We start from the raw sequence: 24,726 nt of genomic DNA on the forward strand, positions 1-24,726 counted from the left end.
TGTTGGCACCATAACGCCGCAGGACTTGGAAAAACCTTGAACGGCGGGGTTGCTGCAGGGCGCCTTGCGGCCAGCTCGGAAGCCAGAGAGCTCCACTGTTTAGGCATACTCCGGATCAACAAAAGTTTTCTTTAGCAGCACTAAAGATAGGTTGCGGCCGGACTACACGGTTGTTACCCGATCGCGACGTTCTGCCTGCTCGCAGCCGCATTCACGGGCCCACCCGCGCTGTAGCATAGGCCACACAGGGTGACGGACCTCACAAGCGATCCGCTCGCGAGGGCCGGTCCTCCTGACCGTTCGCAACGGTTGCAATGGCGCAACCCCCATCACCCCCATGTGGAGGTTTTCAATTTGAGAAGCACAACGAGCGGCCTGTCGCAGAGACGGCGCGGCAGACTACTGAGGGCTGTGGGGGCTGTATCCGCCGCCGTGGCTGCGCTACTGCTCGTCATAGCCCCGGCATCCGGTGCTGCGACCCCCTCGCCGACACCATCCCCGTCGGCCACGCAATTCACCAACAGCATCAGCGGATTCTTGCGCGGAGACGACCGGGCGCCGGTCCCCGGAGTAACGATCACCGCCACTAACGGCAGCTTCACGGGAACGGCCAAATCGGGGCCCAACGGCGCCTGGACCATCGGCGTCCCCACGCAAGGCACCTACGAGGTCAAACTGGACGAGTCCACGCTGCCGCAGGGCATCAAGCTGGCCGAGGGCCAGGAGAACCCCCGCAAGGTGACGTTCAGCCAGACCTCGAACCTCTCGGTGATCTTTGCTTTTGGCAAGGGCATCGTCGTAGCGGAGCAAAACTTCGGGCAGAACCTGCTCAACCGGCTCGTGGCCGGCCTGAGCTTCGGCCTGCTGCTCGCCCTGGCGGCAGTAGGCCTGTCGCTGATCTTCGGCACCACCGGCCTGACGAACTTCGCCCACGGTGAAATGGTCACCCTCGGCGCCGTCCTCGTCTTCGCGTTCAACGCGATGCAGTTGCCGTTCTGGCTTGCCATCCTCCTGGCCGTCATCGGCGGCGGATTGTTCGGCTACGTCCAGGATGCGGGCCTGTGGAAGCCGCTGCGCCGCCGCGGCACCGGCCTTGTCCCGATGATGATCGTCAGCATCGGCCTCGCTTTGGCCGTCCGCTACGTGATCCAGTTCTACTTCGGAGGCGCCACCCAGCAGCTGCCGTTTGCCCAGAGTGCGGAAATCCTGATCGGCCCGGTCTCCATCTCCCCCAACAACCTCTTGTCGCTGCTCGTCAGCGCCATCGTGATCGCTGCCCTCGGCGTCGTCCTGCTCAAGACGCGCCTGGGCAAGGCCACCCGCGCTGTGGCCGACAACCCGGCGCTCGCCGCCGCCTCCGGGATCGACGTCGACTTCGTCATCCGGATCGTCTGGGTGGTCGGCGGCATGCTTGCCGCCCTCGGCGGCATCCTCTGGGCCTACTACCGGCCCGGCGTCACCTTCGACATGGGCTCGCAGATCCTGCTGCTCATCTTTGCCAGTGTCACCCTGGGCGGCCTCGGCACTGTCTGGGGCGCCCTGGTTGGTTCAATCATCGTCGGCATCTTCGTGGAGCTGACCACCGTGTTCGGCCTCGCCGCCGACCTCAAATACGTGGGAGCGTTGTTCATCATGATTGTTGTCCTCTTGTTCCGGCCTCAGGGCATTCTGGGCCGCCGCGAGCGCGTGGGTTAGGAGACAGCCATGGACTTCGGATTCATTTTTTCCAGCGCCGCCGGTGAACTGTTCAGCCCGACGACGGCCGCCTACGCCCTGGCCACCCTCGGCCTGGCGGTCCACTTCGGCTACACCGGCCTGCTGAACTTCGGCCAGGCAGGATTCATGGCGGTCGGGGCCTACGGCTTCGCCATCTCCACCTTGACGTTCCATGTACCGTTCTTCGTCGGACTGCTGATCGCCGTCGTGGCTTCGGCCATCTTCGCCCTCCTGCTGGGCATCCCGACCCTGCGGCTGCGGGCGGACTACCTGGCCATCGTGACCATTGCCGCGGCCGAAATCATCCGCTACATCGTCACAACGAACCAGCTGACCTCCGTCACCGGCTCGGCCAACGGCCTGGCCGCGTTCGAAGGCGACTTTTACGCCATGAACCCCTTCCCGCCGGGTACCTACCTGGGCATGAACAACCGCGACTTCTTCATCCGGGTGGTCGCCTGGGTCGTCGTCGCCCTGTTCTGCCTCCTGGTCTGGCTGCTGATGCGCAGCCCCTGGGGCCGGGTCCTCAAGGGCATCCGTGAGGACGAGAACGCCGTCCGCTCGCTCGGCAAGAACGTGTACGCCTACAAGATGCAGTCCCTCATCATCGGCGGCGTGCTCGGCGCCCTGGCGGGCATGATCTTTACGCTCCCCCGCGGCGCCGTCCAGCCGGCCAACTACGGCACGGAACTGACGTTCTTCCTCTACACCTGCCTGCTGCTCGGCGGCCTGGGCACCGTCCTCGGCCCGGTAGTCGGCGCCATGATCTTCTGGGTCGTGCTGTCCCTGACCCAGGGGATCCTCTACGGCCTGATCGAGTCAGGCACCATCACGTGGCTGAACACGGTGCAGGCCGGGCAGCTGCGTTACATCCTGGTCGGCGTCGCGCTGATGCTGCTGATGATCTTCAGGCCCCAGGGTGTCCTCGGCAACAAGAAGGAGCTGGCATTCGCATGAGCATTCCCAGCGAAACGTCGGGCGGCGAACCCCGCCCGTCGGAAGAAATCGACTACATGACGGACGCGCGTCCAATTGCCGCGGGCGAAACCGGCCCCGGCTGCAAGAAACGCGATCCGATCGTGGTGGCGGAAAACGTCACCCGCAGCTTCGGCGGCATCAACGCCGTCGACGTCGAATACCTCGAAATCCCGCGGCACAAGATCACGGCGCTGATCGGCCCGAACGGTGCCGGCAAGACCACCCTGTTCAACCTGCTCACGGGCTTCGATACACCGAACTCGGGCAAATGGCAGTTCGAAGGCAACAGCCTGGCCGGGGTGTCCTCGTACAAGGTGGCCCGGATGGGCATGGTGCGCACCTTCCAGCTCACCAAGGTCATGGGCAAGCTCACCGTGATGGAGAACATGCGCCTGGGCGCCTCCAACCAGTCCGGCGAGAGCCTCTTCAAGGCCCTGTTCAAGGGCATCTGGGGCGGCCAGGAAAAGCGGATCACCGACGAGGCAAACGTGCTGCTCGAAAAGTTCAAGCTTGACGCCAAGAAGGACGACTACGCGGCGTCACTCTCGGGCGGGCAGCGCAAGCTGCTGGAAATGGCACGCTCGCTCATGGTCCGGCCCAAGCTCGTGATGCTCGATGAGCCGATGGCCGGCGTGAACCCGGCACTGACGCAGTCGCTGCTGGACCACATCAAGAACCTCAAGTCCGAGGGCATGACCGTGTTGTTCGTCGAGCACGACATGCACATGGTCCGGCACATCGCCGACTGGGTGGTCGTGATGGCCGAGGGCAAGATCGTGGCCGAAGGCCCTCCCGGCGAGGTCATGAAGAACCCTGCAGTGATCGACGCCTACCTCGGCGCCCACCACGACGTCGACCTCGGCGCCGCGGAAGGCCTCAAGGAACTGGCCGCCGAGCTGGAGGCCGATGAGGAATCGATCGTCGGCACTGAAAACGCCGGCTTCATCTCCGCCGATGTCATCGCCGCCGAGACGCCGGCACAGGAGGCGCAGGAGGCGCAGGAACCCGAGCCGAACGGGCCCGTACGCGGCCGTCGCAGCGCCGAACAGCCGAGCAGCAGTGAGCCGAGCAGCACAGGGCAGCCGAACAGCACACCGAAGGACACAGAATGAGCGCCACCAGCGCGGCACCAGCCGCCCAGCCCGACTTCGAGGGTGATGCGGTCGTCAAGGTCACCGACCTTGTGGCCGGTTACATCCCCGGCGTCAATATCCTCAACGGCTGCAGCATCGAGGCCCGCAGGGGCGAACTGATCGGCATCATCGGGCCCAACGGCGCCGGCAAGTCCACGCTGCTGAAGGCCATGTTCGGCCTGGTGAAGGTCCACTCCGGCTCAGTGGTGGTCCGCGGTCAGGACATCACCGGGCTCAAGGCCAACAAGCTGGTCACGCGGGGTGTGGGCTTCGTGCCGCAGACGAACAACGTGTTTGCCGCCCTGACCATCGAGGAAAACCTCCAGATGGGCATGTTCCAGCGCCCCAAGGACTATTCCGAACGGTTCGACTTCGTCACCAGCCTGTTCCCCGAGCTCGGCAAGCGGCGGGCCCAGCGGGCGGGCTCGCTCTCCGGCGGCGAACGCCAGATGGTGGCCATGGGACGGGCCCTCATGATGGATCCGGCCGTGCTCCTGCTCGACGAACCGTCGGCCGGCCTCTCCCCGGTCAAACAGGATGAGACGTTCCTGCGGGTCCACGAGATCAACCGGGCCGGCGTCTCCGTCATCATGGTGGAGCAAAATGCCCGCCGCTGCCTGCAGATCTGCGACCGGGGCTATGTCCTGGACCAGGGCAAGGACGCGTACACGGGTACCGGCCGGGAGCTCATGAAGGATCCCAAGGTTATCCAGCTCTACCTGGGGACGCTCGCGGATAGCGACTAGCCGTAACCGCAGTATCCCGGGTAACCCGCACAGGGGCCGTCACCGTTGGTGGCGGCCCCTGGTGCGTGTGCTGGGGTGGCTTTGTCCGGCGGCGACGACGGCGGCGGCACGCAGCGCAGGGTTTTGGCTGCGTCACGTAGCACAGGGTTTTGTCTGCGTCGCCGGAGAACTGTGCCGGATTTCCGCCGTCGTGCCCTCCCCTGCCGGCCCAAAGCCTGCTGTGCGTGACAGCCCGGCCTGGAAGTCGACCGCCCCGGAAAGCAAAAAGACCCCCGCCCGGTGTGGGGCGGGGGTCTTTCGTTTGTCGGTGGGAAGCGGCTTACAGCTTGCCGAATTCTTCCTTGACCGGCTTGTAGGTGTTGTCATCCTGGTACTCGTAGATGCCGATGTAGGCTTCCGTGGGGTCGCCGGCGTCGGAGAACGTTACGGGGCCGGACTGGCCGTCGTAGTCGATGTCCTTGCCGTTGCGGAGCAGGGTGACGCAGGACGGGAAGGTGTTGCACTTCTCGCCGCCTTCAGAGACTGCCTTCAGCTGGGCCGCGATGTCGGTGCCCTTGGTGCTCTTGGCGGCCTCGGCAGCCAGCGCGATCAGGTTGGCGGCATCGTAGGACTCGCCTGCGTAGCTGTAGTCCTTCAGCGCCGGATCAATCGTCAGGAGCTTCTTCTTGAAGTCATCCTTGGCGAACGTGCCCGGGATGGTGCCCTGGGCGCCCTTGAGGGTTCCCGGCTGGAAGTCCTTGCTGTAGTCGGACATGTTGCCGTCCACCATGAAGATCTGGTTCGGCTTGACGCCCTTGCCCGTCATAAGCGGCACAATGCTCTTGGCCTGGTCAAAGGTGATCAGGGCAATGGCATCCGGCTTGGCGGCGAGGACCTTGTCCACCTGGCTGCTGAACTGGGAATCGCCTTCGTTGAAGAGTTCCTGGGCCACAACCTTGCCGCCTGCTGCCTCAAAAGCAGCCTGGACATTCTTGGCGAGGCCCGTTCCGTACGCGTCGTTCAGGACGATCATGCCGACAGTCTGGGCGCCACAGGTAGCCATGTAGTTGCCGAGGACCTTGCCCTGGAGCACGTCCGAGGGGGCGGTGCGCCAGTAGAGGCCCTTGTCATCCCAGGTGGTGAAGTCCGGCGAGGTGTTGGCCGGGGAGAACTGGACGACGCCGGCACCGGTGATCTGGTTGATGACCGTCTTGGAGACGCCCGAGGACGCCGCACCGATGATGGCGCCGACGCCCTGGCCGAGCAGTGCCGTGGTGGACTGGGTGGCGATGTCGGTCTTGGTGTCACCGGAGTCGCGGTGAATGACCTCGACGGGCTTGCCCAGGACGCCGCCTGCGTCGTTGATCTCCTTGATGCCGAGGTTGACGCCGGCAATTTCGGGCGGGCCGAGGAAGGCCAGGGAACCCGTCGTCGGCAGGAGCGAGCCGATCTTCAGGGGTGTAGCGGTGGTGGTGGCCGAAGGGGGCACGGAGCCGGTGTTGCCGGCAGCGCTGGTACCGCCGCCGGTGGCGCTGGGTGCAGGGCAAGCGATGCCGGCTGCTGCGGCCGAGCTGGAGCCCGTCGAACTCGGGGTGGACGAACCACCACAAGCCGTAGCCAGAAAGGCGACACCGATGCTAAGCGCTGTCAGCTTAGCGATGCGGGGCGCAGCCTGGTGGAGTGAAGTCATGTACTAGCTCCTCGATCTAAAGGTGCGAACGGCCTTTGACGCGAAAGATCAGGTGTTCCTGATTCCACTTCAAGCTAATGCAATTTCGGCGCGAAAATAAGTGACTACGGTCACATCCTTATAACACTCGTTGCATAGAGGAAATCTGCGAGCATCCCGGGGCGCGGGTCAGCCGCGACGCCGGGGAACCGGCGCCGGGGAACGGGGGCCGGGCTGGGAAACCGGCGCCCGGCCGGACCGCAAGAACGCAGGGGGCAGGCGGGGCTGCATCCCGCAAGTGCCCCAGGTGGGACTCGAACCCACAACACGCGGATTTTAAGTCCGATGCCTCTGCCAATTGGGCTACTGGGGCGCCCGGTCCATGCTATCCCGTCTGCGGGCCGGATCAGGCAGCAAACGGGCGTGCGTAGCGGAAAGTTCCACTGACGCCCCCGGGCCACAGGGCGAGCGGGAGCAGTTGGAAGTGGTGGCTCCATCCCGCCTCCGGCGGGGCCACCCCGAGCGAGGTTGACGGCACGAAGCCGAAGCGCGAGTAGAAGTCCGGGCTGCCCAGCAGCGCGATCCCCCGCTCCCCCGCCAGGTTGGCTCGCGCCACGGTCTCGTTCATGAGCGCGGTGCCGATGCCGTGGCGCTGCAGCCGCGGCACCACCCCGATCGGCCCGAGCCCCAGGAGCTCCAGCTCCCCCGCCCATCCCCGCGTGCTGATCACATGCCCGACGATCTCGCCGTCGAGCTCCGCGACGATGCTGAACTCCGGCAGGTACTCCGCGCAGTCGAAGAGCCCCCGGAGCAGGCCGACTTCCTCCGGTTCGCCTGACACGGGCAGACCGGTGATCGGGGAAACGACGAAGGCCGCAGCTGTCAGAGCCAGGATGGCGGGGCGGTCTTCGGGCTGCTCGGTGCGAATCCGGAGCGCCGGGGCATGTCCCGCGCGGCCGCTGTCCTGTGCCAGTTCGCGCAGGGCCAGTTCGTGCAGGACTTCCAGCGCCCGGTCGGCATCCGCCACCGGCACCATCAGGTGGTCGTGGTGGAAACCGGCCAGGACGTTGCAGCTGATCTTCGCCTCCGTGAGGGCGGCGCCGACGGCGGCCGTCAGGCCCACGGCTTCCAGCGAGGAATGCACCTCGAGGGTTATCCACGCTCCGACGAAGTCGTACGGCAGCGCCAGGGCCTCCGCGTCGTCGCGGGCCATCACAACAGTGAGTCCCTCTGCTTCCCGCACCGCGGCCATGATGCTGCCTTCCAGCGGCCTGCCGTGGGGCCACAGGACGTAGACGAACTCGCCGTCGCGGCGGACAGGATGCATGGTGCCCAGCAGGGTCTGAAGATCCTTTTCAGCGGTCATGAAGCCAGTCTAGGCGTGGCGGGTCAACGGCCCGGTTCAGGGACGGCAGGGCCGCCGCGGGCCCGGACGGCCGGACGGGATCAAGACGGGGACAAAAAACGACGGCGGCTGCTCCCCCGGGAGGGAACAGCCGCCGTCGGAAGTCAACCGCCAGCTAGGGGGCGGTTGCCGCAAGCAGTTACTTGGCGTCTGCCGGGACCGATGCGGTGGTGGCTGCCTTGGCGTCGGCGGCCGGCTTGGCTGCCTCCGGGGCCGGCGCAGCGGCGGGCTTAGGGGCCGGCGTCGCTGCAGCCACGAAAGCGCCGCGCGGGTTGTCCAGGTCCATCAGCTGCGTGGTGTCGCGGCCGAGGAAGAAGGACCAGAGCCAGTTGGAGATCACGCGGATCTTGCGCTCGACGGTCGGCATGGCGAACCCGTGGTAGCCACGGTGCGCCAGCCAGGCCAGCGGGCCCTTGAGGCCGATGCGGCCCAGGAGGTTGATGTTGGCAACGCCCTTCCATTCGCCGAAGCCGGCGACGGCGCCCAGGTTCTTGTGCTTGTAGTCCGTGAGCGGCTTGCTCCAGCGGGAGGCCCACAGGTTCTTGGCCAGGCGCTTTGCCTGCCGCAGCGCGTGCTGGGCGTTCGGCACGCAGGTGCCGTCCGGCAGGCCGCTGCCCGTGAGGTCGGGAACGGCTGCGACGTCGCCGGCGGCCCAGGCGTTGTCGATGATGCCCTCGTCGCCCGCGATGCGCAGGTCGGCCAGGACGCGGACGCGTCCGCGCGGCTCGAGCGGGAAGTCGGTGGAGCGGACCATCGGGTTAGCCTGCACACCGGCAGTCCAGACCAGGGTGTCCGACTCGAATTCCTGGGCCGGGGTCTTGTCCGGCAGGTTGATGAGCTTCAGGGAGCCCTCGGCGTTGTCGAGGGAAGTGTTGAGCAGAACCTCGATGCCGCGGCTGCGGAGGTGTTCGACAACCCATTCGGCCTGCGGCGCCGTGACCTCGGGCATGATGCGCCCCATTGCCTCGACCAGGACGAAGCGGACTTCCTCCTGGCTGACGCGCGGGTTGTTCTTGACCGCGGCGCGTGCGAGGTCTTCCATTTCGGTGATGCATTCGATGCCGGCGAAGCCGCCGCCGACGACGACGAACGTCAGGGCGCGGGCACGCTGAACGGGATCCGTCATGAGGGAGCCGGTCTCGATGCGCTCGAGGACCTTGTTGCGCAGGGCAACGGCTTCCTCGATGGTCTTCAGGCCGATGCCCTTGTCCGCGAGGCCCTTGATCGGGAACGTGCGGGTGATGGCGCCAGCGGCGAGGACGACGTCGAAGTAGGGAACCTCGATGGTGTCGCCGCCGTCGGACGGGGCAACCACGGCCGTGCGGTTGGCGTGGTCGATCGAGGTGACGCGGCCCTGGATGAGTTCCGTCTGCTTCAGGTGCTGGCGGTGCGAGACGACTGCGTGGCGCGCCTCGATGTTGCCGCCGGCAACTTCCGGCAGGAAGGGCTGGTAGGTCATGTAGGGCAGCGGATCGACGAGGGTGACGATGCCACCTGCATTCGCGATCTTTTTCTGCAGTTTGAGGGCTACATACAGGCCGACGTATCCGCCGCCGACGACGAGTACCCGGGGACGGTCCTGGAGCTTAAGGGAGGATGCCATGGGTCAAGAATACAGTAGTTTGTGAAAAGCTTCACTAACTATGACCGGTTGCTGGAATCCTCCGAGGATGCTGCCGTTGCCTGGGAGCGTCCGGGCCCGTCCCCGCCGTCCTTCGGTGTGTTCCGCAGGGCGGCGCGCAGCTGGAAGGCAGCGGCGGCAATGATGCCCAGGAACAGGGCGCCAAAACCCAGGACCACCGCGGCCGGCACGGCACTGTCCAGCTGCGACGGCTTCTGTGCCACAGGCACGGTCGCCTCGGGCAGGGTGGGCGCGGCACTGGACGGTGCTGGCGCCGCGGCAGGGGCCGTCGAGGCCGGGTTGCCGCGCCGCTGGACCCGGATCCAGTCCGAAATCGACCCCAGGGGGTTGACCTTGGTTTCCGCGACATCGGCCTTGAGGGCTGCCTCGGCGTTGAGCACCCCGAACCCGTAAAGCGGATCCTTCCCCGGCACTCCGGCGTCCTTGGCCGTGCTGACGATCCTGTTGATGACCTGGCTGGCGGACATTTCCGGCCACTTGGACCGGATCAGCGCCGCGACACCGGCGACGATGGGGGTGGCGCCGGAGGTGCCCGCCCACTCGGCGTAGCCGCCGGCCGGCATGCCCCCGGCCAGGTCCTCGGCAGGAGCGGCCACGCCGATGCTGATGCCCTGGGACGACGAGTCGATGCTGGCCTTTCCGCTGCGGTCCAGACCCGCAACAGTCAGCACGCCCGGAATCGTGGCGGGCGCGCCGACCTGGATGTTGCCGCCCACCCGGTTGCCCGCGGCGGCGACGATGACGACGTCTTTCTGCTCTGCGTAGAGGAACGCAGCGTCCCAGCTCTGGGGCCATTCCGGGGACGTGCTGCCAAGGGAGATGTTGATGACGCGGGCCCCGTGGTCTACGGCCCAGCGGACCGCCTCGGGAATCTGCTCCTGGTCGGTTTTGCCCCCCGGGTTTGCGGAACCAAGCCAGGTGGAGACGGACAGCAGCTGGGCCTCCGGGGCAACGCCGATGATCCCGTCGGGACCGGCGCCCGCGCCGGCGGCAGGGCTGGCTGAGGCACTCGCGCTCGGTTTGGCGCTCGCTTCGGCGCTCTGATGTCCGCGCCCGGCGAGCATGGTGGCCACAAGGGTCCCGTGTTCAGGCTTGGCGCCGATGCTTTCCTGGCCGTTGGCGGCGCCGGCGCCGGAGATGTCGGCACCGCCGGCGAGAACGCCGGCCAGGTCCGGATGCCCGCCGTCCACGCCGCTGTCAATCACGGCGACTTTGACCCCGGCCCCCTTGGACACCTCCCAGGCTTTGGTGATACCGGATTCGGCAAGCCAATATTCCTTGTCCCGCCAGGAGTCGGCGTGGGCGGCAGGCGCGCCCGCCAGGGCCGCCGCCAGCTCGGCCGCGGAGATGCCGCCCACAAGGGCCAAGGCCATCAACGCGGAGGCGGTCCGGCGGGGCCGGGCTGTTGCTCTGGTCATACAGGTCCTATCGGCGGATGTGCTCGCGGCACGAGCCCTTGTCGGTGCACAAGGGGCCGGTGCACGACTGCTGGTGCGAAATCAGCTGACGCTGAGGGCAATTCCGTCAAGAATATCGTGTTCGCTGGCCACTGCCGTGGTGATGCGGCCGGCCGTGACGTCGGCAAGGCGCTGCAGGACCCGCCGCCATACGAGGCCGCCGGCGCCGATCACGTCCACCCGCCCGGGGTGCATGAACGGCAGTGCGGCCCGTTCCTCCCGGGTCATCTCGAGCAGCTCGGTGCAGGCTTTCTGGACCGTATCCAGGTCCAGTTCGGTGCCGTGGATCGCCGCCGGGGAATACCCGGGCAGGCGCAGGGCATGGGCCGTGATGGTGGTGACGGAGCCGGCCACACCGACGACGGCGGTGGCGCGTTCCAGCGGGACGGTCGCTGCCGCTTGGCTGATGGCGGCGTCGACGTCGGCTTCTGCCGCGGCAATCTGCTCCGGCGTGGGCGGATCGCTGTGCAGGTGCCGTTCGGTCATCCGGACGCAGCCGACGTCGACCGAGCGGGCGGCGATGACGCCGTCGGCGTTGCCCAGCACGAACTCCGTGCTTCCGCCGCCGAGGTCCACAACCAGCACGGGGTCCTGCCCACCGCTGGGCAAGGCGCTGCTGGGCAGGACACTGCTGGCGCCGGCGAAGGACAGCGCGGCTTCCTCGTCGCCGGTGATCACCTCGGGCTCGACGCCGAGGATGGCGCGGATGCCGTCGACGAAGACCTGCCGGTTGCGGGCATCGCGGGTAGCGGAGGTGGCCACGAAGCGGACCTGCTCGACGCCGTGCTCGCGGATGAGGGCAGCGTAGTCGCGGGCCGCCGCGAAGGTGCGCTCGAGGGCCTCCTGGGCCAGCTCGGCCGTGGCGTCCACCCCCTGCCCCAGCCGGACCACCCGCATTTCCCGCACGATGTCGGTCAGCCGCGGTGTGCGCTGACCTGCTGTGCTGTCTGGCTTCACGTCTGCCTGCACGTCGGCGATGAGCAGGCGGATCGAGTTCGTGCCGCAGTCCACTGCCGCCACCCGGGTCACTGGGGCTCCCCCGTGGCCGCGGCGTCCGCTGCGTCTGCGCCGGTGGGGCCTGCTGGCTTGGACTTGCGGACCGGAGCCGGGCGGCCCACGATCTCCGGCAGACCCTGCGGCCCGTGCCGGCTGAGGTCCTGGGACGGGACCTCTCCCCCGGTGTCCCAAGCGCCGTCGCAGTAGCAGCGGTCCGCGGTCCACCATTCGGCGATGGCGTCGATCGCCTCGTCACCGAGCGGGTTCACACCGGGCCCGGCGGCCAGCGAATGGCCCACGAGGACGTGCAGGCATTTGACCCGCGTCGGCATCCCGCCGGCGGAAACGCCGTCGATTTCCGGAACCGCACCGATGCCGGACCGGGCGCCGATCTCGGCGCGCGAGGCCAGGTAGGCCTCGTGGGCGGCGCGGTAGCGGCCGGCCAGGCCGGCGTCGGCGGCGAGCCGGGCATTCATGTCATTCATCAGCCCGGCAGCCTCCAGCCGCGACACCGCGGACGTGATCACCGGATGGGTGAGGTAGAACGTGGTGGGGAACGGCGTGCCGTTGCTCAGCCGCGGCGATGTGGCGGCCACGAGCGGGTTCCCGCAGACACAGCGGGCGGGGATTTCGACGACGTCCCGCACCGGCCGGCCCAACTGGCGGCTGAGGACGTCGAGGTCGTACGGCGACGGCTGGCGGGCCGTCTCCGGAGCGCCTGCGGTACTCTGCGCTCCAGTGTTCTGCGCAAGCGCGTTCAGCGCAACCGCGTTCAGCGCAAGCGCGTTCTCGTCCGCTCGGTTCTCGTCCGCTAGGTTGTGGTCCACGGGAGTGGCACCTTCCTGCCCTGTTCCGGGTTGTCCGCGGGACAATTCCGGCGGCGGGCGCCGCTTCTAGTCTGTTGCCGATCGCCTGACGGATTCCCAGAGGGCGTCCACCCAGGGCACGTTGGCTGGGTCTTGTGCTGCTGCTGCACCCGCCGTGCCACTGGACCGTGCGGCAGGAATATCGCTGCCGAAGACCCAGTAGCCGGTCTCGCCGGGCATAACCATGTTAATGCGGTCGCGGGCCTGCTGTTTGACGTAGTTCGGATCCTGCCAGCGGGAGACCTGGCGTTTGAGGTCCTCCTGCTTGGCCTCCTTGGCTGCGATATCCGCCTGCAGCCCCGCGATCTCGGCGCGTTTGTCGAGGAAGATCTTGACGGTCGGCGCCAGCAGGACGGTGATGGCAATCATGACGACGCCGAGGGCCAGCAGCCGGCCGGAGAACGCTTTCGCCGGAACCGGGTCCGGGGATTCGTCGGATCCGGCTGCGGCGGTCCCGCGTGCGGATTTGCCGCCGGCTGCTCCCGGCGCCGGGCGGGTTTTTGGCGCCGCAGGCGGCCGGGGTTTGCCTTTGGCCGGGCCGCCGGGACCGCGGTTGCCGTCCCCTTCCCGGGCAGGTGCCGCGCCTGTTGCGGCCGGCGATTTTGTTGCGGCCGGCGGCGTGCCCGAGGAGGTGCCGGAGGATTTCGCCGGAGCCGCCTTGGCGGCGCCGCTCCGGGAGCCGCCGAAGTCCGCCCGGATAACATCGCCGCCGTCGGCTGATGTCCCCAGGCCGGCGTCCGCTGGCGGGTTGGCTGCCTTGGCGGCCGCGGGCGTGGCCCGGGGAACATTGGGGCGTCGGGTAGCCATGTCACTCCTTCAAAAGCGGACCAAAAACAGAACCGGTGGCCATGGTCTTTCAACCATAGCCACCGGTTACCGGTTTGCGCGGCTAACTAGCCCTTGAAACGCGGGAAGGCGCTGCGTCCGGCGTACCGTGCGGCGTCGTCGAGTTCCTCCTCGATGCGCAGCAGCTGGTTGTACTTAGCGACGCGCTCGGAACGGGCCGGAGCGCCGGTCTTGATCTGGCCCGCATTGGTGGCAACCGAAATGTCGGCGATGGTGGTGTCCTCGGTCTCGCCGGAACGGTGCGAGGTGATCGTGGTGTAACCGGCGCGCTGGGCCAGGGACACGGCGTCCAGAGTCTCGGTCAGGGAGCCGATCTGGTTGACCTTGACGAGCAGCGAGTTTGCCGTGGCGGACTCGATGCCCTGCTGCAGGCGGACCGGGTTGGTGACGAAGAGGTCGTCGCCAACGAGCTGGACCTTGTCGCCGATGGCGTCGGTGAGGGTCTTCCAGCCTTCCCAGTCGTTCTCGTCCAGCGGATCCTCGATGGAGACCAGCGGGTAGTCGGCGACGAGTTCGGCGTAGTAGTTGCTCATCTCGGTGGCGCTCAGGGCCTTGCCTTCGAACTGGTAGGCGCCGTCCGTGAAGAACTCCGAGGACGCAACGTCCAGGGCCAGGGCGATGTCCTTGCCCGGGGTGTAGCCGGCGTTCTTGATGGCTTCCTGGATCAGGTCCAGGGCGGCGCGGTTGGAGGGCAGGTTCGGGGCGAAGCCGCCCTCGTCGCCGAGGCCGGTGGACAGGCCCTTGGCCTGCAGGACGGACTTGAGGTTGTGGTAGACCTCGACGCCCCAGCGCAGGCCCTCGGAGAAGGTCTCGGCACCGATCGGCGCGATCATGAATTCCTGGATGTCGACGTCGGAATCAGCGTGCGAGCCGCCGTTGAGGATGTTCATCAGCGGCACCGGCAGGACGTGGGCGTTGGGGCCGCCCAGGTACTTGTACAGCGGCAGGTCGGCGGACGCGGCGGCGGCGTTGGCGACCGCGAGCGAGACGCCAAGGATGGCGTTGGCGCCGAGCTTGCCCTTGTTGGCGGTGCCGTCAAGGTCGATCATGGCCTGGTCGATGCTGCGCTGGTCAGTCGCGTCGAAGCCGATCAGGGCCGGGGCGATCTGGTCGATGACGGCGTCGACGGCCTTCTGGACGCCCTTGCCGAGGTAGCGGCCCTTGTCGCCGTCGCGCAGTTCAACGGCCTCGTGTTCGCCGGTGGAAGCGCCGGAGGGTACTGCTGCGCGGCCGATCTGGCCGTCGGAGAGCAGGACTTCAACTTCTACGGTCGGGTTGCCACGGGAATCGAGGATTTCGCGGGCGTGGATGGCATCGATAAGCGCCATGGATATGCTCCTTTGGTTGAAGCGATCTGCAGGGAATCTGACTGCTTGGAATCTGGCTGTCCATCAGGCTGACAAGCCGACATCGTCGTCGCTACTAGCCTAGTCGAGAGTGGCGGAGGTTACGGAAACCTATCCAATTTCCGGACGTCATCATGCCGACACTATGGTGTCTTTGTGGCGCTACGGCGCCTCCGGCGTCGGGCGATGGCTGTCCTGGAAGCGGCGCAGGGCTCCGCGGAGGGCACGCTCGGCGTCCAGTCCCCGGGCCCGGGCACCGTCCACCATCCCGAAGATCAAGTCTCCAAGCTCCTCTTCGGTGGCCGGGACTTCGACTGCGGTACCGCCCGCAACGGTCGACAGGCCGGCCCGTTGGGCCCGGTCGAGGAGCTTTTGGGCCCGCGCCAGCGCGGGGAGCGCGGCGGGGACGCCGTCGAAGATGTGGCCGCGTTCCGGTTTTTCGGCCTTCTTCACGGCGTCCCACGTCTGCACAATGTCCTCCACCGTTGCCGGAAAGGACTCCTGCAGCGAGCCGTCGGGTTTGAACACGTGCGGGTTGCGCCGGACCATTTTGGCGGTCAGGCCGCGGGCGACGTCGTCAAGGTCGAAGGCGCCGCGCTCTTCGGCCAGCCGGGCATGCAGGACCACCTGGAGCAGCACGTCGCCGAGCTCGGACTTCAGCTCTGAGTCGCCGCCGCCGGTCTCGATGGTTTCGGCCACCTCGTAGGCCTCCTCGAGGAGGTACTCCACGAGGGACTCGTGGGTGAGGGCACCCATCCAGGGGCAGTGCTCACGCAGGGCGGCAATCGTCCCCACGAGCTCCCCAAGCTCGCCAAGCTCGCCAAGTGGGCCGCCAGCTCGCCCCTGGACGGGTGATGGTTCCTGGTTAGCCAAGGTCGGCGTAGGCCTCGTTGATGTATTCGACCAGTGCTTCCTTCTCCTCCAGCGGGAGGAAGGCTGCCTCCGCCGCGTTCAGCGTCAGCTCCAGGAGGTCATCGAGGTCGTAGTCGAAGGTCTCGACCAGAAGCTCGAACTCGTCCGTAAGCGTCACGCCGCTCATGAGGCGGTTGTCCGTGTTGATGGTGACGTTGAAGCCCAGCTGGTAGAGCATGTCGAGCGGGTGGCTTTCGATGCCCTCGCCGAAGCCGGCAATCGCGCCCGTCTGTAGGTTCGAGGACGGGCAGATCTCCAGGGCGATGCCGCGGTCGCGCACCCAGCTGGCGAGCTCGCCCAGGGTCACCATGCCGATGGTGTCGCTGACCTCGTCATCGACGCCGTCCGCGAGCGACCCGGCGTCGTCGGCCTCTTCGAACTCGATCGCGACGTCCTCGGCGATCCGTACACCGTGGCCCAGGCGCAGGGCCCGGCCGTCGACGAGGGCCGACTGGATGCTCTCCAGGCCGGCCGCCTCGCCAGCGTGGACGGTTGCCGGGAAGTTGTGCTCGGCGAGATACGTGAAGGCGTCCTTGAAGCGGGAGGGCAGGAAGCCGTCCTCGGCTCCGGCGATGTCAAAGCCCACTGCACCGTTGTTCCGGTGGCGGACGGCCAGCTCGGCAATCTCCTGGCCGCGATCGGCGTGGCGCATGGCGGTGATGAGCTGGCCCACCTGGATGTCGCGGCCGGTTTCGGCGACGGCGTCCACACCCGCTTCCAGTCCGGCCTGGACGGCCTCGACCACTTCGTCCAGGCTCAGGCCCTTCTGCAGGTGCTGTTCGGGGGCCCAGCGGACTTCGCCGTATACGACGCCGTCGTCAGCCAGGTCCTCGACGAACTCCTGCGCGACGCGGAACAGGCCCTCTTTGGTCTGCATCACGGCGATGGTGTGGTCAAAGGTTTCCAGGTAACGGACCAGCGAGCCGGAATCGGCGGATTCGCGGAACCACTCCCCCAGGGCGACGGGGTCGGTCGACGGGAGCGTGTGGCCGACGGCCTTGGCCAGTTCAATGATGGTGGCCGGACGGAGTCCGCCGTCCAGGTGGTCATGAAGGGAGACCTTGGGAAGAACCTTAAGGTCGAAGTCGAGGTCAGGGGCAGCGTCAGGATTAGTCTCAGTCACGTTTCCAACCATAGGGTCGCCGGCCGCCGGATGCTACTTTGTGGCCGGAGTCGCCCGTGCTGGGGCCGCGGGCGCCTGGGTCCCGTGCCCTGGGGCGGGCACGCCGGCCGTCTCATGGGGCGCGTCGTTGCGCCCAAGGCGCTTGTGCCACCAGCGCAGCAGGTGGTCGATAATGACGCCGAGCACAATGGCGAATACCACCGCGATCCCGGCGCTGAGCAGCGGGTTGTGGTGTAGCCACGGGAAGGAGCTGGCCAGGACGCCGATGCCGATCGAATAGCCGACCCACGTAACGCAGGCGACGGCGTCCAGGACGAAGAACCGGCGGTGCGGAAACGCCGTCGTTCCTGCCACGTAGTTGACCGCGACGCGTCCCCAGGGGATGTAGCGGGCGGTGAAGATCAGGACGGCGCCGCGCTTCTCGAGTTCGTAGTTGGCCCAGGCGAAGACCTTCTGGACCTTTGGCTTGCGCATCCAGCGGAACCGCTCCAGACCGATCTTCCGGCCCAGCATGTACGCCATGTTGTCGCCGGCCATGGCCCCCACGAGCGCGGTAAGGCCCAGGATCCAGAGGTTGGGCTGGCCGCTGTGCAGCGAATATGCCGCCAAAGCAACGATGAGCGTCTCGCTGGGCACCACCATTGCGAAACCGTCCACGAAGAAAAAGACCAGCAGGAGGGGGTAGATCCACCACTGGCCAGCAGCATGGAGCACGGCCTCGTTAATGAACTCCATGCAGGCGGTGCTCCTTGACGGATGGGAACGGACAGGCGGTGACAAAAGTGACGCAAATCGCCCCTAAGTGTCCCACGTGCGGGGCGCCATCCGCTACGTTCGGCGCTACGAATATTCGCGCCGTGCTGGGGCGGCCGGGAGGGACTGGCGGGGGTACCCGCCAGCCGGTTGGCCGGGTGGTTCAGCCGGGTGCCGGCGGGTCACCTACGAGTCCCGAGGCGGAACGGAGGGCGCCGGTTCTTCCGGGGTGCGGCCGCGCAGCCTGCTGATGACGTGGTCCACTACGACGCCCAGGGAGACTGCGAAGATAATCGCAATGGCCGCGCCGAGCAGGTGGTTCTTCTCGAACCATGGGCCCACAAACAGTCCAATCCCCACCGAGTAAGTGGCCCACAGCAGGGCCGAGAGCACGGTCAGGCTCATGAACCTCGGCCTGGGGTAATGCGTGGCACCGGCGGTCAGGTTAACGGCCACCCGCCCGATCGGGACGAAGCGCGCCACCAGGATCAGTGATGCCGCCCGCTTGCGCAGCTCTTTTCCGGCCCAGCGGAAGGCCCTCTGCATCCGGGGGCGGCGCATCCATCCCCAGCGCCGCGTACCGGTGGCGCGGCCGAGCAGGTAGGCAAGGTTGTCACCCACCCACGCCCCGGCCGCCGCGGTCGCGATCAGAAGGCCAGGACTGGGAACTCCCGCCGTGGCCGCGACAGCGGCCAGGCCAACCACCGCCGACTCGCTCGGGACGGGCGGGAAAAACCCGTCAATCACGCAGCAGGCAAAAACGAGCACGAGGACCCAGGGTTGCCCTGCGGCGGCGAGAATGAAGTCGTTGATTGCCTGCACAGCTTCCTAACGCACGGCCGGTCCTGAAAGGTCCAATGTACAAAGATCCCTCAGTGTACTGCCGCCCCCGGCCCGCGGCTTGCCCTATCACCTGTCGCGGCAAAACCCCGCGTTTGGGGACGTTTGGCGACCACAAGCGATAGGGCAACGCGGCTGTCAGGCGATGCGGTCGATGATCAGCTTCTGCGCCGGCCGCGAACCCTCCGGCGCGATCACGACGGCATGTTCGAGCGCCTCCTTGGCACGCTCGAACTTCTCCGGGGTGTCGGTCAGGAGCGTCATGAGCGGCTCGCCGGCCTTGACCGCGGCGCCCGGCTTGGCGTGCATGCGCACCCCGGCACCGGCCTGGACCTGGTCCTCCTTGCGGGCACGTCCGGCACCGAGGCGCCACGCCGCGACGCCCACGGCCATCGCGTCGAGCTGCACCAGGACACCGTCGGCCGGGGCGTAGATGACCTCTGATTCCTTGGCAACCGGCAGCTTGGCGCGCGGATCGCCGCCCTGCGCCTCGATCATCCTGTTCCAGACGTCCATCGCCCGGCCGTCCCGCAGGGCCGCACCGGGATCGGCATCGCGGACACCGGCGCACGCCAGCATTTCCTCGGCAAGACGGACGGTGAGTTCGACGACGTCGTCCGGGCCGCCGCCGGCCAGGACCTCCACCGACTCCTCGACCTCGATCGCGTTGCCCGCGGTGAGGCCCAGGGGCGTGTCCATGTTGGTCAACAGGGCCACGGTGTTGACGCCGGCGTCCTTGCCCAGGGCCACCATGGTCTCGGCCAGTTCGCGGGCGCGGGCCTCGTCCTTCATGAAGGCGCCGCTGCCCACCTTGACATCGAGCACCAGGGAGCCGGTGCCTTCGGCGATCTTTTTGCTCATGATCGAGGACGCGATCAGCGGGATGGCCTCGACCGTTCCGGTGACATCGCGGAGCGCGTAGAGCTTCTTGTCCGCCGGCGCCAGCCCCGCGCCGGCGGCGCAGATCACGGCGCCGACGTCCTGGAGCTGGGCCAGCATTTCCTCATTGCTCAGGGCCGCACGCCAGCCCGGGATCGCCTCGAGTTTGTCCAGGGTGCCGCCGGTGTGGCCCAGGCCGCGGCCCGAGAGCTGCGGCACGGCCACGCCGAAGACCGCCACCAGGGGCGCCAGCGGCAGGGTGATCTTGTCCCCCACGCCGCCGGTGGAGTGCTTGTCCGACGTCGCCTTGACGCCGCCGTCGGGCCTGCGCAGGCTGGAGAAGTCCATCCGTTCGCCGGAGGCGATCATGGCCGCCGTCCAGCGGGAGATCTCAACCCGGTCCATGCCGTTGAGCAGGATGGCCATGTTCAGGGCGGCCATCTGTTCGTCGGCGATGGCACCGCGGGTGTAGGCGTCGATCGTCCAGTCGATCTGGGCCGGGCTGAGCACGCCCTTGTCCCGCTTGATGCGGATGATGTCGACGGCGTCGAACGCCTCAGTGTTGCTGGCGGGCTGTGTCGCTTCTGTCACCGGGGTTCCTCCAAGTGTTGGGGGCCAAAGGCATCGGGAAGGACCTGGTCCATGGTCTTGATTCCCTGCGTGGTCATGAGCTCCATGTCGGGAGCCCGGAATTCGTAGAGCAGCTGGCGGCAGCGCCCACAAGGCATGAGGACGTTGCCGCCGGCGTCGACGCAGTAGAAGGCGCGCAGCTGTCCCCCGCCGGTCATCTGCAGGTTGCCCACCAGGGCGCACTCGGCGCACAGGGTCAGCCCGTAGCTGGCGTTCTCGACATTGCAGCCGCTGACAATCCGCCCGTCCCCGGTGAGGGCCGCTGCCCCCACCGGAAACTTCGAATACGGCGCGTAGGCGTTCTGCATGGCGGACACTGCCGCAGCTTCAAGCGCGGCCCAGTCGACCTCGTTGGTCTCCACGGTCAGCCCTTGACGTACGGTATGCCGTCGGCCGCCGGCGCCCGGGACTTGCCGACGAGCCCGGCCACCGCAAACACCGTCACGATGTACGGCAGCATGGCCATGAACTGGCTCGGCACCGGGGTGCCGATGATCGTCACGATGCTTTGCAGGTTGTCGGCGAAGCCGAACAGCAGCGCGGCGAAGAAGGCCCCGATCGGATTCCAGCGGCCCAGGATCATGGCGGCGAGGGCGATAAAGCCGCGCCCGCCGGAGATCTCCTTGGTGAAGCTGTCGATCGCCACGAGGGTGAAGAACGATCCGCCGATTCCGGCGACGGCGCCGCCGATTGTGACGTTCCAGAACCGGGTCGCGTTGACGTTGATACCCAGGGTGTCGGCCGCCTGCGGGTGCTCGCCCACGGCACGGACGCGCAGGCCCCACTTCGTCTTGAACAGCGCGACCCAGATCACGATCACGGCCACGTACATCAAGTAGCCCACCACGGACTGCTTGAACAGGATGGGCCCGATTATCGGGATGCCGGACAGGACCGGGATATCGATGATGGGCAGCTCGGCGGGCGAGTTGTATTTCTCGGGGTCCGACTGCATCACGGTGGTGAACAGGAAGCCGGTAAGCCCGGAGACCAGGACGTTGAGCACGACGCCGACGATGATCTGGTTGACCACATACTTGATGCTGAACAGCGCCAGCACCATGGAGACCAGAGCGCCGGCCACGGCCGCCGCAAGCAGGCCCAGGTACGGGTTGTGCGTCACGCTGGCGACGAGCGCGGCCGTGAAGGCGCCGCCCAGGAGCTGGCCCTCGATGGCGATGTTGACGACGCCGGCGCGTTCGCACAGCACACCCGAGAGGGAGCCGAAGACGATCGGCACGGCGAGGGTCACGGACCCTGCGATGAGGCCGGCCAGCGAAATGCTGGGGCTCCGGGCGCCGCCCACTACCCAGATCAGGAAGGCGACCACGAACACGACGGTGAACACGGCCGGAAGCCAGCTCGGAGGCCGGACGTTCCTTTTCGCCTTCAGGACCAAGGCGTAGCCCGCGAGGCCCAGAAGGATCAGGGAGAGCACAATGCCGGACAGGAATGCGGGGACGTCGATAGCGGGGAGCTGGAAGAAGTCACCGCCGGAGGAAACGCCGAACTTGGCGTTCGCCTGCGGGCCCAGCAGTCCGAAGAAGATGAAGGCGATGGTGGCCAGCACCGCCAGGGTGACCGGCAGCTTCCAGGTCACGGGTTTTGCGGACGCCGCCGGCCTGCGCCCCTTGTCAGGTTGTGATTCTCCCTGGACGGGCGAGGTTGCTGTTGTGCTCATGCGGCACCTCCGGTGGTTGCGGCCTGCTTGGTTTTGCCGGCGGTCGCGGCCTTCTTCTTGCGCGGGTTCATTCCGAAGATCGCTCGGACCAGGGGCGGAGCCGCGATGAACAGCACGATGAGCGACTGGACCACGAGGACGATGTCGATCGGGGTTCCGGTCTGGATCTGCATCTGGACGGCGCCTGCGCGGAACGCGCCGAACAGTATGCCGGCGGCAAAGGTGCCCCACGGCGACGAACGTCCCAGCAGGGCCACGGTGATCGCGTCAAAGCCGTAGGTTGCCGCGACGCCATCGGTCAGGACCTTTTCGGTGCCGGCCACCTGTGCCACGCCGGCCAGGCCGGCCAGGCCACCGGCAATGGTCATCACCAGGATGGTGGCCCGGGAGACGTTGATGCCGGCAGTCAGGGCTGCCTTGGGGTTGGCGCCGATGGCACGGAACTCGAAACCGAGCGTGGAGCGGTTCAGCAGCCACGAAACAAAAAAGGTGGCGGCAATGGCCAGCAGGAAGCCCAGGTGCAGCCGGTACTGGCTGCCGAAGATCAGCGGATACGCGGCGCTGGGGTCCAGGATCGGCGAGATCGGTGTGTCCGCCCCCGGGCGCTGGAACAAGTCAGTGTCGAGCAGGTAGCGCAGGAAATAGAGGGCGATGTAGTTGAACATGATGGTCACGATGACCTCGTGGGCGCCCGTCCTGGCTTTGAGCACGCCGACGATGCCGCCCCAGACGGCGCCGCCGATGACGCCGGCCACGAGGACCAGCAGCAGGTGGAGTCCGACCGGCAGGTGCAGCGCGAAGCCGACCCACGAGGCGAGGATGCCGGCCATGATGATCTGGCCCTGCGCACCGATGTTGAACAGACCCGCGCGGAAGGCCAGGGCGACGCCGAGGCCTGCGGTGATCAGCGGGGTGGCGATGGTCAGCGTCTCCATGAGGGGGGCGAACTGTCCAGCCACGCCGGCCCCCTGGGGGTTGAAGACCGCGCCCTGGAAGAGTGCGACGTACGAGCCGGTAGCGGCGGACCAGACGGCGGTGAGGAAATCAGTGGGCCGGGCAAAGAGGTAGCCGGCCGTGGTGCCAACCACCTTGTCCGTCATGGCGATGAGCAGGCCGCCCAGGATCAGTGCGAGCAGCACCGCCAGGATGGTCACGATGCCATTGCCCGTGAAGATCTTGCGCAGCAGCGACTCCTCTTCCGGGGCGCCGGGAAGGGATCCGCTTTGGGTCGAGACGGGAACGGCCGATGGCTGGCGGGCACCGCCCGCGGTGTCCAGGGAGGTGACGAAGGCTTCATCGTCCTCGAGCGGCTCAGGCTCCACTGCGGTGGCTTGGGCTGCCGGAAGCCGGTCCGGGTCCGGTGCGGCCGCGGGCCGCGGCTCGGTGTTCTCACTCATGGTGGTCTCCTACGGCGCCGGAGCCGGGCTCCTGCACGGACGGGGCGGCGGGCGCCTGGCTCGTGGCCGGCGTCGTTGCGGGGTTGTCTGCTGTGGTCCCGGCGGGGTTTTCTGCTGTGATCCCGGCGGGGGTGCCTGCTGTGTTCGGTGCGGCGTTGTCGGAGAGCGGTTGCGCCGAGCGCTTCCCTGCGGCGTCGGCCTGGGCTTCGTCCAGGGAAACGCCGGCCATCATCAGGCCCAGGACGTCGCGCCCGGTGCCGGCGGGGACGATCCCCACCAGCCTGCCTTTGTACAGCACGGCGATCCGGTCGGCGAGTTCAATCACCTCGTCCAGTTCGGTGGAGACGATCATGACGGGCGTGCCATGGTCCCGCTCCGCGACGATCCGCTTGTGCAGGAACTCGATGGAGCCCACGTCCACGCCGCGGGTGGGCTGGGAGGCGATGAAGAGCCGCAGCGGCCGGGAGAGCTCCCGGGCCATGACGACCTTTTGTTGGTTGCCGCCGGAGAGCGTGCCGGCTGCGAGCATGCCGGATGGGGTGCGGACGTCGAACTCTGCGATCCGGGTCTTGGCGTTCTCCAGGACCTTGGCCGGGCTCATGCTGATGCCCTTCGCGAACGGCGCCTGGTCATAACGGTCCAGGATCAGGTTCTCGGCGATGGAGAACGTGCCGATCAGCCCGTCGAGTGAACGGTCTTCCGGCACGAATCCGACGCCGGCGTTGAGGACGTCCTTGACGCTGCGGCCCAGGAGTTCTTCGCCGTCAAGGGTGATCGAGCCGTGGGCCCTCTCGTGCAGGCCGAGGATGGCCTCGGTCAGCTCGGTCTGGCCGTTGCCCTGGACACCGGCGACGGCGAGGATCTCGCCTCGGGCGATCCCGAAGCTGATGCCGTCCACCACATGCTGGCCGCTGGGAGCGATGACGGTGAGGTCCTTGACCTCGAAGGTGGTCTCCTGCGGATTGGCCGGAGCCTTGTCTAGGGTCAGGCTCACGGCCCGGCCCACCATCATGGACGCCAGCTCCGTGGTTGAGGCGCCGGGATCGGCCGAGCCCACCACTTTGCCGCGCCGGATAACGGTGATGGTGTCCGAAACGGCCTTCACTTCACGCAGCTTGTGGGAAATGAAGACGATGGAGGTGCCGTGGCTCTTGAGCTGGCGCATGATGTCCAGCAGCTCATCGGTGTCCTGCGGGGTCAGCACGGCCGTGGGTTCATCGAGGATGAGCACCTTGGCGTCGCGGACCAATGCCTTGATGATCTCGACGCGCTGCTGCACGCCCACGGGGAGGTCTTCGATCAGCGCGTCGGGGTCGACGTCGAAGCCGTACCGGTCGGAGATTTCGCGGATCTTCCGGCGGGTGTCCTCGAGGTCCAGGAATCCGCCGGTCTTGGTGGTCTCCGCTCCCAGCGCGACGTTCTCCGCGACGGTGAACACGGGGACCAGCATGAAGTGCTGGTGCACCATGCCGATGCCGGCCGCCATGGCGTCGCCGGGGCCGCGGAAGGTGACCGGTTTGTCGTCAATCAGGATTTCGCCCTCGGTGGGCTCGTACAGTCCGTAGAGGACGTTCATCAGCGTGGACTTGCCGGCGCCGTTCTCGCCGAGCAGACAGTGAATCTGCCCGGGTTCTACAACCACATCGATGTGATCGTTGGCTACCAGGGAGCCGAAGCGTTTAGTAATGCCCTTGAGTTCAAGTTTCAAAACTCTGACCAATCTCGAGGTGTC

Annotated in this window: 21 protein-coding genes and 1 tRNA gene; 4 read left to right on the forward strand and 18 right to left on the reverse strand. The window is 67.1% G+C overall.

Annotated elements, in window-relative coordinates:
- The first annotated feature begins 411 nt into the window (after nucleotides 1–411).
- The 4 genes from ACFVVK_RS08195 to ACFVVK_RS08210 are packed head-to-tail and all read left to right on the forward strand — an operon-like array spanning nucleotide 412 to nucleotide 4,573.
- Complete coding sequence (locus tag ACFVVK_RS08195) at nucleotides 412–1,695, forward strand: branched-chain amino acid ABC transporter permease (RefSeq protein ID WP_390265808.1); 1,284 nt, start codon at nucleotides 412–414, stop codon at nucleotides 1,693–1,695.
- A gap of 9 nt (nucleotides 1,696–1,704) precedes the next feature.
- Entirely contained in the window at nucleotides 1,705–2,673 is a 969-nt protein-coding gene (locus tag ACFVVK_RS08200) for a branched-chain amino acid ABC transporter permease (protein ID WP_390265810.1), read from the forward strand.
- Nucleotides 2,670–3,806: an ABC transporter ATP-binding protein gene (locus ACFVVK_RS08205; protein ID WP_390265812.1), complete on the forward strand. Its 1,137-nt coding sequence runs from the start codon at nucleotides 2,670–2,672 to the stop codon at nucleotides 3,804–3,806. The genes ACFVVK_RS08200 and ACFVVK_RS08205 overlap by 4 nt, the downstream gene beginning before the upstream one ends.
- A complete protein-coding gene (locus tag ACFVVK_RS08210) occupies nucleotides 3,803–4,573 on the forward strand; it encodes an ABC transporter ATP-binding protein (RefSeq protein WP_390265814.1) in 771 nt (256 codons plus the stop codon). The genes ACFVVK_RS08205 and ACFVVK_RS08210 overlap by 4 nt, the downstream gene beginning before the upstream one ends.
- A 319-nt stretch (nucleotides 4,574–4,892) precedes the next feature.
- On the opposite strand, the gene ACFVVK_RS08215 is transcribed toward ACFVVK_RS08210, so the two are convergent.
- The 18 genes from ACFVVK_RS08215 to ACFVVK_RS08300 form a co-directional block, all read right to left on the reverse strand.
- Nucleotides 4,893–6,242, reverse strand: coding sequence for an ABC transporter substrate-binding protein (locus ACFVVK_RS08215; RefSeq protein ID WP_390265816.1), 1,350 nt, complete (start codon nucleotides 6,240–6,242; stop codon nucleotides 4,893–4,895).
- Between the two features lie 278 nt (nucleotides 6,243–6,520).
- Nucleotides 6,521–6,594, reverse strand: a tRNA-Leu gene (locus ACFVVK_RS08220).
- Nucleotides 6,595–6,627: 33 nt separating this feature from the next.
- Nucleotides 6,628–7,587 carry an N-acetyltransferase gene (locus ACFVVK_RS08225; protein WP_390265818.1) on the reverse strand — a complete coding sequence of 320 codons (960 nt, stop codon included), beginning with the start codon at nucleotides 7,585–7,587 and terminating at the stop codon, nucleotides 6,628–6,630.
- A 178-nt stretch (nucleotides 7,588–7,765) separates the two neighbouring features.
- Complete coding sequence (locus tag ACFVVK_RS08230; protein WP_390265819.1) at nucleotides 7,766–9,229, reverse strand: NAD(P)/FAD-dependent oxidoreductase; 1,464 nt, start codon at nucleotides 9,227–9,229, stop codon at nucleotides 7,766–7,768.
- A 38-nt stretch (nucleotides 9,230–9,267) separates the two neighbouring features.
- Nucleotides 9,268–10,686: a S8 family serine peptidase gene (locus ACFVVK_RS08235; RefSeq protein ID WP_390265821.1), complete on the reverse strand. Its 1,419-nt coding sequence runs from the start codon at nucleotides 10,684–10,686 to the stop codon at nucleotides 9,268–9,270.
- 81 nt (nucleotides 10,687–10,767) lie between these two features.
- Entirely contained in the window at nucleotides 10,768–11,754 is a 987-nt protein-coding gene (locus ACFVVK_RS08240) for an exopolyphosphatase (protein ID WP_390265823.1), read from the reverse strand.
- Nucleotides 11,751–12,482: a DUF501 domain-containing protein gene (locus ACFVVK_RS08245; RefSeq protein WP_390265988.1), complete on the reverse strand. Its 732-nt coding sequence runs from the start codon at nucleotides 12,480–12,482 to the stop codon at nucleotides 11,751–11,753. The genes ACFVVK_RS08240 and ACFVVK_RS08245 overlap by 4 nt, the downstream gene beginning before the upstream one ends.
- A gap of 132 nt (nucleotides 12,483–12,614) precedes the next feature.
- Nucleotides 12,615–13,394, reverse strand: coding sequence for a septum formation initiator family protein (locus ACFVVK_RS08250; RefSeq protein ID WP_390265825.1), 780 nt, complete (start codon nucleotides 13,392–13,394; stop codon nucleotides 12,615–12,617).
- Between the two features lie 86 nt (nucleotides 13,395–13,480).
- Nucleotides 13,481–14,761 carry a phosphopyruvate hydratase gene (gene eno / locus ACFVVK_RS08255; protein ID WP_390265827.1) on the reverse strand — a complete coding sequence of 427 codons (1,281 nt, stop codon included), beginning with the start codon at nucleotides 14,759–14,761 and terminating at the stop codon, nucleotides 13,481–13,483.
- Between the two features lie 180 nt (nucleotides 14,762–14,941).
- Nucleotides 14,942–15,535: a MazG nucleotide pyrophosphohydrolase domain-containing protein gene (locus ACFVVK_RS08260; protein WP_390265989.1), complete on the reverse strand. Its 594-nt coding sequence runs from the start codon at nucleotides 15,533–15,535 to the stop codon at nucleotides 14,942–14,944.
- 109 nt (nucleotides 15,536–15,644) lie between these two features.
- Nucleotides 15,645–16,814 carry an adenosine deaminase gene (locus ACFVVK_RS08265; RefSeq protein ID WP_390265829.1) on the reverse strand — a complete coding sequence of 390 codons (1,170 nt, stop codon included), beginning with the start codon at nucleotides 16,812–16,814 and terminating at the stop codon, nucleotides 15,645–15,647.
- A gap of 33 nt (nucleotides 16,815–16,847) precedes the next feature.
- Nucleotides 16,848–17,549: a DedA family protein gene (locus ACFVVK_RS08270; RefSeq protein WP_390265831.1), complete on the reverse strand. Its 702-nt coding sequence runs from the start codon at nucleotides 17,547–17,549 to the stop codon at nucleotides 16,848–16,850.
- A 204-nt stretch (nucleotides 17,550–17,753) separates the two neighbouring features.
- On the reverse strand, nucleotides 17,754–18,389 hold the full coding sequence (locus ACFVVK_RS08275) for a DedA family protein (protein ID WP_390265833.1): 636 nt from the start codon (nucleotides 18,387–18,389) through the stop codon (nucleotides 17,754–17,756).
- A 156-nt stretch (nucleotides 18,390–18,545) separates the two neighbouring features.
- Nucleotides 18,546–19,877 (reverse strand): thymidine phosphorylase, encoded by a 1,332-nt coding sequence (locus ACFVVK_RS08280; RefSeq protein ID WP_390265835.1) that lies wholly within the window; start codon nucleotides 19,875–19,877, stop codon nucleotides 18,546–18,548.
- Complete coding sequence (locus ACFVVK_RS08285; RefSeq protein WP_390265837.1) at nucleotides 19,874–20,278, reverse strand: cytidine deaminase; 405 nt, start codon at nucleotides 20,276–20,278, stop codon at nucleotides 19,874–19,876. The genes ACFVVK_RS08280 and ACFVVK_RS08285 overlap by 4 nt, the downstream gene beginning before the upstream one ends.
- A gap of 2 nt (nucleotides 20,279–20,280) precedes the next feature.
- Nucleotides 20,281–21,597: an ABC transporter permease gene (locus tag ACFVVK_RS08290; protein WP_390265839.1), complete on the reverse strand. Its 1,317-nt coding sequence runs from the start codon at nucleotides 21,595–21,597 to the stop codon at nucleotides 20,281–20,283.
- Nucleotides 21,594–22,994, reverse strand: a complete 1,401-nt coding sequence (locus ACFVVK_RS08295; RefSeq protein ID WP_390265841.1) for an ABC transporter permease — start codon at nucleotides 22,992–22,994, stop codon at nucleotides 21,594–21,596. Before ACFVVK_RS08295 ends, ACFVVK_RS08290 begins: the two co-directional genes overlap by 4 nt.
- Nucleotides 22,987–24,702, reverse strand: coding sequence for an ATP-binding cassette domain-containing protein (locus ACFVVK_RS08300; protein WP_390265843.1), 1,716 nt, complete (start codon nucleotides 24,700–24,702; stop codon nucleotides 22,987–22,989). Before ACFVVK_RS08300 ends, ACFVVK_RS08295 begins: the two co-directional genes overlap by 8 nt.
- Between the last annotated feature and the right edge of the window lie 24 nt (nucleotides 24,703–24,726).

It is taken from the genome of Arthrobacter sp. NPDC058192, from assembly GCF_042883665.1.
Classification (GTDB): Bacteria; Actinomycetota; Actinomycetes; order Actinomycetales; family Micrococcaceae; genus Arthrobacter.

Excerpts from the sequence above, each read along its gene's own strand:
- ACFVVK_RS08200 (WP_390265810.1), top strand. The coding sequence starts at position 1,705 with ATGGACTTCGGATTCATTTTTTCCAGCGCCGCCGGTGAACTGTTCAGC.
- ACFVVK_RS08205 (WP_390265812.1), top strand. The coding sequence starts at position 2,670 with ATGAGCATTCCCAGCGAAACGTCGGGCGGCGAACCCCGCCCGTCGGAA.
- ACFVVK_RS08210 (WP_390265814.1), top strand. The coding sequence starts at position 3,803 with ATGAGCGCCACCAGCGCGGCACCAGCCGCCCAGCCCGACTTCGAGGGT.
- ACFVVK_RS08215 (WP_390265816.1), bottom strand. The coding sequence starts at position 6,242 with ATGACTTCACTCCACCAGGCTGCGCCCCGCATCGCTAAGCTGACAGCG.
- ACFVVK_RS08225 (WP_390265818.1), bottom strand. The coding sequence starts at position 7,587 with ATGACCGCTGAAAAGGATCTTCAGACCCTGCTGGGCACCATGCATCCT.
- ACFVVK_RS08230 (WP_390265819.1), bottom strand. The coding sequence starts at position 9,229 with ATGGCATCCTCCCTTAAGCTCCAGGACCGTCCCCGGGTACTCGTCGTC.
- ACFVVK_RS08235 (WP_390265821.1), bottom strand. The coding sequence starts at position 10,686 with ATGACCAGAGCAACAGCCCGGCCCCGCCGGACCGCCTCCGCGTTGATG.
- ACFVVK_RS08250 (WP_390265825.1), bottom strand. The coding sequence starts at position 13,394 with ATGGCTACCCGACGCCCCAATGTTCCCCGGGCCACGCCCGCGGCCGCC.
- eno (WP_390265827.1), bottom strand. The coding sequence starts at position 14,761 with ATGGCGCTTATCGATGCCATCCACGCCCGCGAAATCCTCGATTCCCGT.
- ACFVVK_RS08260 (WP_390265989.1), bottom strand. The coding sequence starts at position 15,535 with ATGGGTGCCCTCACCCACGAGTCCCTCGTGGAGTACCTCCTCGAGGAG.
- ACFVVK_RS08270 (WP_390265831.1), bottom strand. The coding sequence starts at position 17,549 with ATGGAGTTCATTAACGAGGCCGTGCTCCATGCTGCTGGCCAGTGGTGG.
- ACFVVK_RS08290 (WP_390265839.1), bottom strand. The coding sequence starts at position 21,597 with ATGAGCACAACAGCAACCTCGCCCGTCCAGGGAGAATCACAACCTGAC.
- ACFVVK_RS08295 (WP_390265841.1), bottom strand. The coding sequence starts at position 22,994 with ATGAGTGAGAACACCGAGCCGCGGCCCGCGGCCGCACCGGACCCGGAC.